The organism is Streptomyces sp. NPDC002817, from assembly GCF_053592055.1.
On sequence record NZ_JBSFUY010000019.1, the window covers coordinates 22,646 to 35,248 of the forward strand.

Annotated in this window: 14 protein-coding genes; 5 read left to right on the forward strand and 9 right to left on the reverse strand. The window is 71.1% G+C overall.

All coding sequences use genetic code 11. The features are described from left to right. Window positions 1–804, forward strand: a complete 804-nt coding sequence (locus ACWD3I_RS29960; protein ID WP_365402904.1) for an HAD-IIA family hydrolase — start codon at window positions 1–3, stop codon at window positions 802–804. Here the strand turns inward: ACWD3I_RS29960 and ACWD3I_RS29965 are convergent. Both ACWD3I_RS29965 and ACWD3I_RS29970 read right to left on the reverse strand, forming a co-directional pair. Beyond that, window positions 790–1,563 (reverse strand): sulfite exporter TauE/SafE family protein, encoded by a 774-nt coding sequence (locus ACWD3I_RS29965; RefSeq protein ID WP_365402907.1) that lies wholly within the window; start codon window positions 1,561–1,563, stop codon window positions 790–792. The genes ACWD3I_RS29960 and ACWD3I_RS29965 overlap by 15 nt on opposite strands. A 70-nt stretch (window positions 1,564–1,633) precedes the next feature. Further along, window positions 1,634–2,821, reverse strand: coding sequence for a thiolase family protein (locus ACWD3I_RS29970; protein WP_365402910.1), 1,188 nt, complete (start codon window positions 2,819–2,821; stop codon window positions 1,634–1,636). Window positions 2,822–2,932: 111 nt separating this feature from the next. On the opposite strand from ACWD3I_RS29970, the gene ACWD3I_RS29975 reads away from it, so the two are divergent. From ACWD3I_RS29975 to ACWD3I_RS29990, 4 genes are all read left to right on the forward strand, one after another. Then, window positions 2,933–3,730, forward strand: a complete 798-nt coding sequence (locus ACWD3I_RS29975) for an alpha/beta hydrolase (protein ID WP_365402913.1) — start codon at window positions 2,933–2,935, stop codon at window positions 3,728–3,730. Between the two features lie 134 nt (window positions 3,731–3,864). Next, window positions 3,865–4,344 carry a Dps family protein gene (locus ACWD3I_RS29980; protein ID WP_365402916.1) on the forward strand — a complete coding sequence of 160 codons (480 nt, stop codon included), beginning with the start codon at window positions 3,865–3,867 and terminating at the stop codon, window positions 4,342–4,344. A 32-nt stretch (window positions 4,345–4,376) separates the two neighbouring features. Beyond that, on the forward strand, window positions 4,377–4,709 hold the full coding sequence (locus ACWD3I_RS29985; RefSeq protein ID WP_365402919.1) for a DUF3140 domain-containing protein: 333 nt from the start codon (window positions 4,377–4,379) through the stop codon (window positions 4,707–4,709). 110 nt (window positions 4,710–4,819) lie between these two features. Beyond that, window positions 4,820–5,638, forward strand: a complete 819-nt coding sequence (locus ACWD3I_RS29990) for an SAM-dependent methyltransferase (protein ID WP_365402922.1) — start codon at window positions 4,820–4,822, stop codon at window positions 5,636–5,638. On the opposite strand, the gene ACWD3I_RS29995 is transcribed toward ACWD3I_RS29990, so the two are convergent. From ACWD3I_RS29995 to ACWD3I_RS30025, 7 genes are read right to left on the reverse strand one after another with little or no spacing between them, the layout of a single operon-like run. Then, the gene (locus ACWD3I_RS29995) at window positions 5,635–6,327 is read right to left on the reverse strand and encodes an SDR family oxidoreductase (protein ID WP_365402925.1); all 693 of its coding nucleotides are present in this window, start codon (window positions 6,325–6,327) and stop codon (window positions 5,635–5,637) included. The genes ACWD3I_RS29990 and ACWD3I_RS29995 overlap by 4 nt on opposite strands. After that, window positions 6,324–7,199, reverse strand: coding sequence for a cupin domain-containing protein (locus ACWD3I_RS30000; protein ID WP_365402928.1), 876 nt, complete (start codon window positions 7,197–7,199; stop codon window positions 6,324–6,326). Before ACWD3I_RS30000 ends, ACWD3I_RS29995 begins: the two co-directional genes overlap by 4 nt. Then, complete coding sequence (locus tag ACWD3I_RS30005) at window positions 7,196–8,539, reverse strand: amidohydrolase family protein (RefSeq protein WP_365402931.1); 1,344 nt, start codon at window positions 8,537–8,539, stop codon at window positions 7,196–7,198. The genes ACWD3I_RS30000 and ACWD3I_RS30005 overlap by 4 nt, the downstream gene beginning before the upstream one ends. A gap of 22 nt (window positions 8,540–8,561) precedes the next feature. Further along, window positions 8,562–9,542 carry an alpha-ketoacid dehydrogenase subunit beta gene (locus tag ACWD3I_RS30010; protein WP_365402934.1) on the reverse strand — a complete coding sequence of 327 codons (981 nt, stop codon included), beginning with the start codon at window positions 9,540–9,542 and terminating at the stop codon, window positions 8,562–8,564. Next, window positions 9,530–10,507 (reverse strand): thiamine pyrophosphate-dependent dehydrogenase E1 component subunit alpha, encoded by a 978-nt coding sequence (locus ACWD3I_RS30015; RefSeq protein ID WP_365403020.1) that lies wholly within the window; start codon window positions 10,505–10,507, stop codon window positions 9,530–9,532. Before ACWD3I_RS30015 ends, ACWD3I_RS30010 begins: the two co-directional genes overlap by 13 nt. Beyond that, on the reverse strand, window positions 10,500–11,834 hold the full coding sequence (locus ACWD3I_RS30020; RefSeq protein WP_365402937.1) for a M24 family metallopeptidase: 1,335 nt from the start codon (window positions 11,832–11,834) through the stop codon (window positions 10,500–10,502). Before ACWD3I_RS30020 ends, ACWD3I_RS30015 begins: the two co-directional genes overlap by 8 nt. Window positions 11,835–11,886: 52 nt before the next feature. Further along, window positions 11,887–12,519 (reverse strand): helix-turn-helix domain-containing protein, encoded by a 633-nt coding sequence (locus tag ACWD3I_RS30025; protein WP_365402940.1) that lies wholly within the window; start codon window positions 12,517–12,519, stop codon window positions 11,887–11,889. Window positions 12,520–12,603: the final 84 nt, after the last annotated feature.

Genomic DNA, 12,603 nt, shown 5'->3' on the forward strand with positions numbered 1-12,603 from the left:
ATGGACTCCGTGCGCGCCGTACTGATCGACATCGACGGGGTTCTCACCGTGTCGTGGGAGCCGTTGCCGGGTGCGGTCGAGGCGTTGCGGGAGATCCGCGAGTCCGGTCTCGCCGTCGCACTGGTCACCAACACGACGTCCCGGACACGGGCGTCGATCGCCGGGACGCTGGCGCAGGCGGGGTTCCCGGTGACGGCGCAGGACATCCTGACCGCGCCCGCCGTCACCGCCGCGTACGTCATCGAGCATTTCCCGGGGGCGCGCTGTGCGCTGCTGAACAGCGGGGACATCGGGGAGGACCTCGGGGACGTGGACGTGATCGACGCCGGGGACACCGGGACCGTCCCGGACGTCGTGATCGTGGGGGGTGCGGGGCCCGAGTTCGACTACGTGGCGCTGAACCGGGCGTTCGGGCATCTCCAGCGCGGTGCGCGGCTGGTGGCGATGCACCGGAACCTGTACTGGCGTACGGACGACGGACTTCAGCTGGACGCGGGTGCGTTCCTGGCGGGGCTGGAGAAGGCGGCGCGTACCGAGGCCGTGGTGACGGGGAAGCCGTCGCGCGCGTTCTTCGCCTCGGCGCTGGCCCGGCTGGGGGCCGGTGCGGACGAGGCGGTGATGGTGGGGGACGACGTGGAGTCGGACGTACTGGCGGCGCAGGCCGCCGGTGTCACGGGGGTGCTGGTCAGGACGGGCAAGTATCTGCCGCAGACGCATCGGGACGCGAGCGGCGCCCCGGACCATGTGATCGACTCGTTCGCGGGGCTGCCCGCGTTGCTCCGGGCGTGGTCAGCGGAGCAGTAGCTGGAGGCCGCCGACGATCGTCGCCGCGATCACGAGCTGTTCGAAGAGCCGCTGGTTGATCCTGTTGACGGCCCACTTGCCGAGTAACGCGCCGGGCACGACGAACGCCACGAGCGCGGCGTCGAGCAGGAGCGAGTGCCCGTCGATCAGGCCGAGGCCCACGCTGAAGGGCACCTTGGACGTGTTGACGATCAGGAAGAAGAACGCGGAGGTGCCCAGGAAGCCGAGCTTCCTGAAGCCCGCCGACAGAAGGTACATCGACATCACCGGGCCGCCGGCGTTGGCGACCATGGTGGTGAAGCCGCCCAGGACGCCGTAGGAACGGGCCTTGATCCGGCCCGCCTTCGTGGCGACCGAGTCCGGTTCCTCGGCCTGGTCGGCGGCGCGGCGGCGCCACACCGTCACGGCCGCCATCAGCAGCAGGATGGCGCCGATCGACGTCCGGACCATCTCGTCGTCGGCCCACATCAGGAAGAGCGTGCCGGCGACCACGCCCGCCGCGACCGCGGGGAACAGCTTCCACAGGGTCGGCCAGTGGGCGTGGCGCCGGTAGGTGAGGACGGCGAGCACGTCCCCGGCGATCAGGATCGGCAGCAGGACGCCGGTCGAGGCGCGGGCGGGCAGGACCGCGGCGAAAATGGCGAGGCTGACCGTGTTGGCCCCGCTCACGGCGGTCTTCGAGAAGCCGACGAGGAGGGCCGCGAAGGCGAGGGCGGCGAACTCCCAGCCGGTTATGTGCCAGAGCGTCATCGTGTTCATGCGGAACCCGATGCTATGCGCATCTAATGGGTGGCGTAAGGAGCGTCTCGCCTGATGACCCTTCCCGTGGCTAGTGCCTCTGCACCAGCACCGCGCTGCCCTGTCCCACCCCCACGCACATCGTCGCGAGGCCCCGCGTCGCCCCCGTCCGCCGCATGCGGTGCAGCAGCGTCGTGAGGATGCGTGCCCCCGAGCAGCCCAGCGGATGGCCGAGCGCGATCGCGCCGCCGCTCGGGTTGACCAGCTCCGGATCGATGCCGAGGCGGTCCACGCAGGCGAGGGCCTGGGCGGCGAAGGCCTCGTTGAACTCGGCCTCCTGGATGTCGCCGACGGTCCAGTCGGCGCGGGCGAGCGCCTTCTGCGTGGCGGGGACCGGGCCGATGCCCATCACGTCGGGGTGGACGCCGGCCGAGGCGCCGGCGACATAGCGGCCGAGCGACTCCAGACCGAGTTCGTTCAGCGCCTCCTCGCTGACCAGGAGGAGGCCCGCCGCGCCGTCGTTCATGGGTGAGGCGTTGCCCGCCGTGACGCTCCCGCCCTGCCGGAACACCGGCTTCAGCCCGGACAGCTTCTCGTACGAGGTGTCCTCACGAATGCACTCGTCGGCACTCACGACCACACCGTCCGGCCGCTCCACGGGCAGGAGCTCGTCGTCGAAGTGGCCGTTCTTGCGGGCTTCGGCGGCGCGTTGATGGCTGCGCAGGGCGAACTCGTCCTGGCGTTGGCGGGACACGGCGTAGCGGTCCGCGACCTCCTCCGCCGTCTCGCCCATGGACAGCAGGCCGTGCAGTTCCTTCATCGCCGGGTTGACCAGCCGCCAGCCGAGCCGGGTGTCCACCGTCTCGATGCGGTGCGGCAGGGCCTCGTCGGGGCGGGGCAGGACGAAGGGAGCGCGGCTCATCGACTCGGAACCGCCGGCCAGCACGATGTCGGCCTCGCCCGCGGCGATGGTGCGGGCGGCCGTCGTCACCGCTTCCAGCCCCGAGGCGCACAGCCGGTTCACCGTGGCGCCCGGCACGGTCTCGGGCAGGCCCGCCAGCAGCGCCGCCATGCGGGCGACGTTGCGGTTGTCCTCGCCGGACTGGTTGGCGGCGCCCCAGTAGACGTCGTCGACGCGGGCGGGGTCGAGCGCGGGCACATCGGCGACGAGTCCGCGGATGACGGTCGCGGCGAGGTCGTCGGGGCGTACGCGGGACAGGGCTCCGCGCAGCTTGCCGATGGGGGTGCGGCGGGCGGCCGCGAAGTGGACGGGACGCACGGCTGGTCTCCCCGGTCGAATTAATTAGCACTGCTAGTTTCGGAGTGTAGACCGCCCCGTCGCACCCTGGGAAGATCTCCGGGGACCTTCACCGACGCAGTTGGAGGAGACATGACCGAGGCCCGCGAGCACCACCTCGACGGACTCGTCGTACGCGAGTGGCCGCACCCACGGCCGAGCCACCTCGCGCTCGTGGTGCACGGATACGGCGAACACATCGGGCGCTACGAGGAGCTCGCCGACGTTCTCCACCGGCACGGCGCGGCCGTCTTCGGGCCCGACCACCGGGGCCACGGGAAATCGGCGGGCGAGCGGGTGCTGGTCGAGGACTTCGAGGACGTGGTCACCGATGTGCACACCGTGGCCGACTTCGCCCGAGCCGCCCACCCGGGCCTGCCGGTCGTCCTGATCGGACACTCCATGGGCGGACTGATCTCCGCCCGCTTCGCACAGCGCCACGGCACCGAACTCACCGCGCTCGTCCTGTCCGGACCGGTGATCGGCGACTGGGAGCTGCCCCGGCGGCTGATCGCCCTGGACGAGATCCCGGACACGCCCATCAGCCCGGCCTCGCTCTCCCGTGATCCCGCGGTGGGAGCGGCGTACGTGGCGGATCCGCTGGTCTGGCACGGGCCGATGAAGCGGCCGACGGTCGAGTCGTTCCTGCGCACGCTGGAGACCGTGGCCAAGGGTGGTGACATCGGCCCGCTCCCCCTGCTGTGGCTGCACGGCGACGACGACCGGCTGGTGCCGCTCACCGGCAGCCGCATCGGGGTCGAGCAGCTCAGCGGGGGTGTCCTGACCGAGCGGATCTATCCGGGCGCCCGGCACGAGGTGTTCAACGAGACGAACAGGGCAGAAGTCCTCGCCGACCTCACCCGTTTCCTGGACGGTGTGCTCGACAGCTGATCCCGCGGCGTTTGCACCGGTTCGCCCTGGGCACCCGCGCCCCCATGGAGTGGTCGCGGCAGGCCGCCCGTGACCAGGGACGCGTCGCACCGCTCCGCACCAGGCACGAACCACGCCAGAAGGAGGAGCACGGTATGACCGTGGTGAGGAGCACCCTTCCCGAGGACGCCCGGCGGATCGCCGGGGACGCCCTGCAGAGCACGCTGGTGGATCTGCTCGGACTGTCGCTGATCGGGAAGCAGGCGCACTGGAACATCGTCGGCCCGCGCTTCCGCTCGATCCACCTGCAGCTGGACGAGGTGGTGGACACCGCCCGCGCCTACTCCGACACCGTGGCGGAGCGCGCCGCGGCGCTCGGACTGCCGCCCGACGGCCGCCCGGAGACGATCGCCACCGCGTACACCCTGCCCGGCGCCAAGGAGGGCTGGCAGCGGGACAACGAGGTCGTCGCTCTGATGATGGAGACCCTGGAGACGGCGATCGGCCGGCTGCGCGAGCGCATCGGCGCGACGGAGAAGGCGGATCCGGTCACCCAGGACCTGCTGATCGGTATCACGGCGGAACTGGAGAAGCAGCGCTGGATGTTCGACGCGGAGAACTGGCCGCGCGACTGACCGCCTACCCGAACGTACGGAAGGGGCACGCGATGACCGACGCCCTCGAACTCGACGCGCTGTGGGAGGACTTCCACCGCGCGGTGAACATGACCTCGCAGGAACTGGCGGCCTGGCTGCGGGTCAGCGACGCCGACGAGGACACCGAGCCGCTGCCGGAACACGCCGGATCGCCCACCGGGCAGCATGTCCTCGCGATCCTGCAGAAGCGGCGCACGGATCTCACCGACGACGACGTCGAGGTGATGTACGAGGTGGTGGACACCGTGTCGGCCCGGGCGGACCCGGAGAACGAGCCGGCGGCCGAGGACACTCGGCGTCGGCACCTGCTGATGACGCTGGGCCACGATCCCCTCAAACCGTAGGAGTGACACCGCAGTTGACCTGAATCAGGTGGCCGAAGACCGACTCCGCCGGGCCCGGATGATCGTGCGAGACTGCTCGCAACCTTGACCTGCGAGCAGAGGAGCCACACGTGACCGGGACCGAGCCGGCCGCCGTCCAGCGGATCGACACGACCAAGCCGCACCCGGCGCGCGTCTACGACTGGTACCTCGGCGGCAAGGACAACTACCCGGTCGACGAGGCCCTCGGCCGCCAGATCGCCTCGCTCAGCGGCGACGCCCCGCGGGCCGCGCGCGCCAACCGCTGGTTCATGAACCGGGCCACCCGCCAGCTGGCCGCGAACGCGGGAATCCGCCAGTTCCTGGACATCGGCACCGGTATCCCCACCGAGCCCAATCTCCACCAGATCGCCCAGAAGGTCGCCGCGGACGCCCGCGTCGTCTACGTCGACAACGACCCGATCGTCCTCGCCCACGCCGGCGCCCTGCTGCGCGGCACCGAGGAGGGCGTGACGGAGTACATCGAGGCCGACGTGCGCGAGCCGCGGACGATCCTCGAACAGGCGGGCCGGATACTGGACTTCGACCGCCCCGTCGCGCTGTCGCTCATCGCGCTCATGCACTTCGTCGCCGACGAGGACGGCGCGTACGACCTGGTGGACACACTGGTCGGCGCGCTGGCTCCGGGCAGTGCTCTGGTGCTGTCCGCGATGACCGCCGACTTCGAGCCGGAGAACGTACGGCGGGGCATCGAGGCCTACGCGGCGGGCGGGGTGACGCTGGTGGCCCGTACCCGGGACGAGTTCGGCCGCTTCTTCGAGGGACTCGACGTGCTGGAGCCGGGGATCGTGTCGGTCAAGGACTGGCGTCCCGAACTCGCGGTGGACGAGACACCCGACCCCGCAGCGGGACCGGTGTCGCTCTACGGGGCCGTCGGGATCAAGTCCTAGCCCAGCAACCACCCTCCGTCCACGGCGAGTTCGACGGCGTTGACCGACCGGTTGCGCAGCAGGAAGTCCACGGCGTCCACCACGTCCGCCATCGTGGCGAGCCGTCCGGTGGGTGTCCTGGTGCGCAGTCCGGCGAGCACCTCCCCCGGTTTGGCCAGCCAGTACGGGCTGTCGCCGACGACTCCTGGGTGGAGGGCGTTGACGCGGACGGGGGCGAGTTCGACGGCGAGGGTGTGCACCAGTCCGCGCACACCCGCGTTGACGGTCGCCACGGTCGTCGCGCCCGGGTAGGGCCGCTCTTTGGCCTGCCCGCCGAACACGACGATGGCACTGTCGTCGTGCAGCCGGTCCCGGAGCGTGTGCACGACTTCGGTGTAGCCGACGAGCTTCAACGTCACCAGGTTCAGGGCGGCCTCGATGTCGTACGCGCTCACCCGGTTGTCGTCGCGGGTGACACCGCCGAGTACCAGATGGTCGACGGGCCCGATGCCGCCAAGCGCCACCGCGATCTCCCGTGGCCGCGACAGGTCGAGGGCGATGCCTCGCAGCGCGCCGATCTCCTTGGCCGCCGTGTCGGCACGATGGACGTCCCTGCCGGTGAGGACCACCTCGTCCCCCCGCTCCGCACGGGAGCGGGCGAACTCACGGCCGATCCCCGACGTACCGCCGACGACGAGCACACTGCTCATGACTCCAGGGCCTCCCTCAGGTACTGCCAGTCCCGGGTGAACCGGTACGAGTGGCGGGTCGGCGGCTGCGGCGCCTGTGTCTCCAGCCAACGCACCGGCCCGGCACCGGCGTTGGTGAACCCGTGCACACAACCGGCGCCCGCCCAGGCCACGTCGCCGGGTCCCAGCCGGTGCACCGAGCCGTCGAAGGTGGCGTCCACGGCCCCTTCGAGGATCAGGTACGTCTCCTCGAAGGGATGGTCGTGCGTGCCCGCGACGCCGTCCGGGGCGTACTGCACGATGAACATCGTCGAGGCGACCGCGCCCAGGTCGCCGTCGACCATCGTCTTCACCGTGATCCCGCTGTAGACGAGCAGTGCGGTGCGCATGCTCGCCGACACGGAGAGGAGGTCCTGGGACTGCTTGCCGGGTTCCATCTGCGCGGGCTCGAAGTGCCCCAAGGAGCGGGTGCGCGGGTCACGGACGTCGAGGCGGACGGGGTTGCGGCGGGGCAGCGCGGGCACCGCCTGGGTGTCGTGGCCGTAGCGGGCGCGCGGCACGGGTGCGAGCATGTCCGCCCAGCGTGCGGCGGTGTCCCCGGCGCCCCGCCAGGCGTGCGGGACACCGGTCGGCAGCAGCCCGTAGTCGCCCTCCTCGAGGAGATACGACCCTTCGGGCACGTCGAGGACGACGGTTCCGTCGAGCACGCAGAAGCTCTCCTCGTACGAGTGGACGTGGGGCCCGATCGCGCCGTCCGGCAGCAACTCGCAGATGCCGAAGCCGGTATGGACGCTGCCGTCGTCCTCGCCGACCAACTCCCGCCGCCGGTGGCCGTGTTCGTCGTACTCCGGCGGCGGTACGTCGGTGGCGCGGCGCACCAGGTGAGCGCTCACCGGGCGGCCTTCGCGGCCAGGAGCCGGTCACGGGACTCCTCGACGAGGCGCCGGGCGCGGGCCACGTCGGCCGTCAACTTCCCGTCCCGCTTGCGGATCACGCCGTCGACGAGCACGGTGTCCACATTGGAGACGTCCGCGGACAGCGTCACGGCGGCCGCCGCGTCGTGCACGGGCGCCACGTTCAGCGCGGTGGCGTCGATCGCGACGACGTCGGCCCGCTTGCCGGGGGTCAGCGAGCCGGTGCGGTCCTCGAGGCCCGCCACATGGGCGCCGTTGAGGGTGGCGATCTCCAGCATCCGACGGGCCGTCAGCATCGTTTCCGGCACCGGGACATCGGCCTGCCAGCACTCCGCGTTGACGCGGGCGCGTTCGGCACCGAAGGCCGCGCGGATCTGGGTGAACATGTCGCCGGGGACGGTGGTGACGACGTCGATGCTCAAGGAGGGCCGCAGTCCGTGCTCGATCGCCTTCATCACCGGCGGCCAGCCGTGCCCCATCTGCGTCTCGACCTGCGGCGCGATGGACACCGTACCGCCGCTGTCGGCGACCATCCGCCACTCCTCCTCGCTGAAGTAGCAGCAGTGGATGTAGGTGGTGTCGGGGCCGAGGAGCCCCAGGTCGTGGAGCTGCTTGACCATGCCGAAGCGACCGGCCATGCGCCCCATGCCGACATGGACGGTGATCGGGATGCCCAACTCCCGGGCCAGGCCCCATTCCGCGGCGACGACGTCGTTCACGCAGAAGCCGGGGCCGCGGGTGGCGAGGCCCATGGTGAGCAGGGAGTCGTCGGAGGCGAAGTACTTGGCGCGGATCCGTCGTACGTCGTCGCCCGGGATCGCGATCTTGCTCTCGAACCAGTAGTCGGCGAGGGAGGTGTTGGCGCTGCCGTAGGCGTACTGGGCGCGGATGCCGGTCTCGGCGAGGGCCCGGATCGCGGCGTCGGGGTGGTCGGGGGTGTTGTTGATGTGCGACCAGTCGACGAGCGTGGTGATGCCCGCGTTGAGGCATTCCAGGGCGCCGGCCAGGTTGGCCGCGTACACGTCTTCCGGGGTGTAGAGCGGCGCGAAGGTGTCGAGGATGTCGACGAAGTAGTCGTCGAGCGTGGCGTCCGGCGCGACCCCGCGGATCGAGGCCTCCCAGGTGTGGCGGTGGGTGTCCACGAAGCCGGGGATCACGATCCGCCCGGTCATGTCGAGGACTTCGGCGTCGGCGCCGATCTCGGGCTGTACGGCCACGATCTTCCCGTCCTCGATGAGGACGTCCCCTCGGGGAAGGTCCCCGATGTCGGGGTCCATGGAGATCACGTGACCTGAGCGCAGGAGTGTCCGAACGGTCATCGCCCTTCCTCCTTCGGGGTGTTCAGTACGCGGTGAGGTCGCGGACGGTCGTCACGACCTTGTCGACGGTGGGGATGACCCGCTCCTCCAGCGCGTCGGCGAACGGCAACGGGACGCACTCCCCCGCCACCCTCCGCACCGGCGCGTCCAGCAGGCCGAAGCCCTCGTCGGCGACGACCGAGACGACGGTGGCGCCCCAGCCGCCCTGGTACGGGTTCTCCTCGACGGTGACGAGCCGCGAGGTCCGGGCGAGCGAGGCGAGCACGGTGCTCATGTCCAGCGGCACCAGACAGCGCAGATCGACGACCTCGGCCTCGACACCCTCCTCGGCGAGCCGGGCGGCCGCCCGCAGCGCCACCGGCACCATCGCGGCGAGGGCGACGAGGGTCACGTCGGCACCCTCGCGCACGACGGCGGCGCGCCCCAGCTCGACCACGTGGTCCGACGGCGAGGGCGAACCCTTCGACGCCAGCAGCCCCTTGTGCTCGAAGAAGACCACGGGGTCGTCGCTGCGGATCGCCGCCGCCATCATGCCGATCACGTCGGCGGGCGTCGCCGGTGCCGCGATCTTCAGGCCGGGGACGGTGAGCGCCCAGTTCTCGGTGGCCTGCGAGTGCTGGGCGCCGAAACCGAGCCCGCCGCCGTTGGCGGTGCGAACGACGAGGGGCACCGTGACCTGACCGCCCGTCATGTAACGCACCTTGGGTATCTCGTTGGCGAGGTAGTCCCAACAGCAGGCCAAAAAGTCCGAGAACATGATCTCCGCGACGGGCCGCATCCCGGTCATGGCCGCGCCCATCGCCGCGCCCACGATGGCCTGTTCGGAGATCGGCGTGTCCCACACCCGCTCCGGCCCGAACTCCTCGAACAGCCCGGCGGTCGTCTTGAACACCCCGCCGGCCTCCCCGATGTCCTCCCCCAGGCATACGACCGCCGCATCCCGGCGCATCTCCCGCGCGATGCCCTCGGCGACCGCCTCCCGGTAGGTGATCATGTCCGCCATGCGGCACCCCCGTCGGCCCACACGTCGGTCAGTGCCTGCTCCGGATCGGGCGCGGGCGCGCTCTTCGCCGCCTCGACCGCCTTCCGTACGACGTCCAGGGCGCGCTCGTCGGCCGCGGTGAGCGTCTCCTCGGGCACGCCCAGCTCGGTCAGCCGTCCCCGCGCGATGTCCAACGGGTCGTGCTTGAGCCAGCGTTCGACCTCCTCGGCCGGACGGTAGGTCGCCGGGTCGGACCGGCTGTGCCCGAAGTGCCGGTAGGTCGCGGCCTCCAGCAGGGCGGGCCCGTCTCCTGCCCGGGCCCGCCCCGCCAGGGCGGCTACGGCGTCCCGGACCGCGACGACGTCGTTGCCGTCGACCGTCTCGCCCGGGATGCCGTAGGCGGGCGCCCGGTCGGCGGCGGGCCGGGCGACCGCGGTGACGGCGGCGATCGGCGTGTACTCCATGTACAGGTTGTTCTCGCAGACGAACAGCACGGGCAGCTTCCACACGGCGGCCAGGTTGAGTGCCTCGTGGAAGGCCCCGATGTTGGTCGCGCCGTCGCCGAAGAAGGCCACCGCGACCTGGTCGGTGCCGCGCAGCCGCGCCGACCAGGCCGCGCCGGCCGCCATCGGGAGGTGGGCGCCGACGATGGCGTAGGAGCCGAGCATGCCCGTGGCCGCCTTGGTCAGGTGCATGGAGCCGCCCTTGGCCCCGCACAGCCCCGTTGCCCGGCTCATGAGTTCGGCGAGGCATTCCTCGGGGGTGGCGCCCCGCGCCATGGCGTGATGGTGGCCGCGGTAGGTGGCGAAGACGTAGTCGTCGGCGCGCAGGGCGGCGCTCGCGCCGACGGCGATCGCCTCGTGTCCGGCGGCGAGGTGGGTGGTGCCCTTGACGAGTCCCTGGAGGAACAGGTCGTGGGCGGCTTTCTCGGTACGGCGGATGATGACCATCTGCTCGTACAGGGCGAGGAGTTCGGCGCTATCCACCATGGGAGTCACCCCGGTTGAGATGGGACTGCGACTCCCGCCGGGTGTTGAGTTCGCCGCCGACCGTCCAGTACTTGCGGCCCGCCACCAGCAGTTCCTCGGCCGGGAACTTGGTGATGACCTCGCAGCCGTCGGCGGTGACGACGAGCTCCTCCTCGATACGGGCCGCGGACCAGCCGTCGGCGGCCGGCCAGTAGGTCTCCAGCGCGAACACCATGCCCTCTTCGAGGACTTCGGGGTGGTCGAGGGAGACCAGACGGCTGAAGATGGGCTTCTCCCAGATGGACAGCCCGACCCCGTGGCCGTACTGGAGCGCGAAGGCGGCGGTCTCGTCGGCGAAGCCGAACTCCTCGGCGCTCGGCCAGACCCGGACGATGTCGGCGGTGGTGGCGCCGGGGCGCACGAGCGAGATCGCCTCGTCCATGTACTCCCGGCAGCGGACGTAGGCGTCGCGCTGGGCGCCGGACGCGCTGCCCACGGCGAAGGTGCGGTAGTAGCAGGTGCGGTAGCCGAGGTGGCTGTGCAGGATGTCGAAGAAGGCGGGGTCGCCGGGGCGGATCAGACGGTCGCTGTAGACGTGCGGATGGGGTGAACAGCGTTCCCCGGAGATGGCGTTGACACCTTCGACGTACTCGCTCCCCAGGTCGTACAGGACCTTGCTGACCAGCCCCACGCACTCGTTCTCGCGTACGCCGGGCCGCAGATAGCCGTACAGCTCCTCGTACGCGGCGTCCACCATCGCGCAGGCCTGGGCCAGCAGGGAGATCTCGTCGCGGGTCTTGATGCGGCGGGCCTCCAGGAAGACCTGCTGGCCGTCGACGACGTCGATGCCCTCGGCGCGCAGGGCGGCGAGGACCGGCATCTCGGCGACGTCGATGCCCAACGGCTCGTCCGCCAGGCCGTGTTCGCGCAGCTCGGCGGCGATCTTCGCGGCGACGTCCTCGGCGATCCCGGCGTCCGGGTGGAAGGCGCCGCGGAGGGTGGAGATGCCGGCGCGGGCGCCCGTGGGCGGGCCCTCCTTGCCGGCGCCGTAGTCGAGCCAGGGGTTGTACAGCTGGTGGTGGCGGGCGGCGGACCCGAAGTCCCAGACGACCGGTTCGCCACCGCGCGTCAGCAGGGCGAAGCGGATCAGCTTGTCCATCGCCCAGGTGCCGATGTGCGTGGCGGTCATGTAGCGGATGTTGGCGAAGTCGAAGCTGAGCACCGCGCCGAGGGAGGAGCGGTTCAGGGTCTCGTGCAGCCGGGCCAGCCGTTGCCTGCGGAGCCGGTCCAGGTCGACGCGCTCTTCCCAGTCGACGGCGTTGGGTCCGAAAGTGCGGATCGCCATGGCGACCACCCCCACCTTCGAGTCAACGACCGCGTCCCGGAAGTGTCAAGTGCTACTGAACACCCCGGCCGGCGACGAACCAGACCCCCACGGCCGGTTCCGCGCCGTCGTTGCGGTAGCGGTGCGGGGTCGTCGACTCGAAGCACACGGCGTCGCCGGGGCGCAGGACGCGTTCCTCGAAACCGAGGGTGAGGACGAGTTCACCGGAGGTGAGATAGCCGTACTCGGTGCCCGCGTGCCGCATCAGACCGCCCGAGGTCGCGGAGGAGCCGCCGGGCCGGTAGGTCACCAGGAGAAAGTCGGCGTCCGTCCCGGGGACGTGTCCGAGCCGCTCCCACACCACGCCCGAGTCCAGCTCCAGGACCTCCCGCTCACCAGGGGTGACCAGGGGTCCTATGCGTCGGCCGGGGTCGGCGGCGAAGGCGGCCATGGCGTGCAGTGCGGCGGCCCCGACCGTCGTCGCGGCGGGCTCCCGCGCCTCGAAGAGCGACTCGACGGAGATGCCGAGTGCCGTCGTGATCGCGTACAGCGTGCTCACCGACGGTTGGCTCTTGCCCGTCTCGATCTGCGACACCAGGCTCGCGGAGACCCCGACCGCACGCGCGAGGGCCCGCAGACTGAGCCCGCTCTCCAGACGCGCCCGCCGAATGCGCGCACCGACGGGCGGCACGGCGACAGGGGACACCGGCGACTCCTCTCCCTCGCGGGAATGTGCAGCACCATTGAACAGCGGGTGCCCGCCACGCGGCCAGCACCGCAGGTGGGCGCA

Coding starts and splice junctions, on each gene's coding strand:
- ACWD3I_RS30010 (WP_365402934.1), bottom strand. CDS start 9,542: ATGGCGGACATGATCACCTACCGGGAGGCGGTCGCCGAGGGCATCGCG.
- ACWD3I_RS29985 (WP_365402919.1), top strand. CDS start 4,377: ATGACCGACGCCCTCGAACTCGACGCGCTGTGGGAGGACTTCCACCGC.
- ACWD3I_RS29980 (WP_365402916.1), top strand. CDS start 3,865: ATGACCGTGGTGAGGAGCACCCTTCCCGAGGACGCCCGGCGGATCGCC.
- ACWD3I_RS29995 (WP_365402925.1), bottom strand. CDS start 6,327: ATGAGCAGTGTGCTCGTCGTCGGCGGTACGTCGGGGATCGGCCGTGAG.
- ACWD3I_RS30020 (WP_365402937.1), bottom strand. CDS start 11,834: ATGGCGATCCGCACTTTCGGACCCAACGCCGTCGACTGGGAAGAGCGC.
- ACWD3I_RS30005 (WP_365402931.1), bottom strand. CDS start 8,539: ATGACCGTTCGGACACTCCTGCGCTCAGGTCACGTGATCTCCATGGAC.
- ACWD3I_RS29960 (WP_365402904.1), top strand. CDS start 1: ATGGACTCCGTGCGCGCCGTACTGATCGACATCGACGGGGTTCTCACC.
- ACWD3I_RS29965 (WP_365402907.1), bottom strand. CDS start 1,563: ATGAACACGATGACGCTCTGGCACATAACCGGCTGGGAGTTCGCCGCC.
- ACWD3I_RS29975 (WP_365402913.1), top strand. CDS start 2,933: ATGACCGAGGCCCGCGAGCACCACCTCGACGGACTCGTCGTACGCGAG.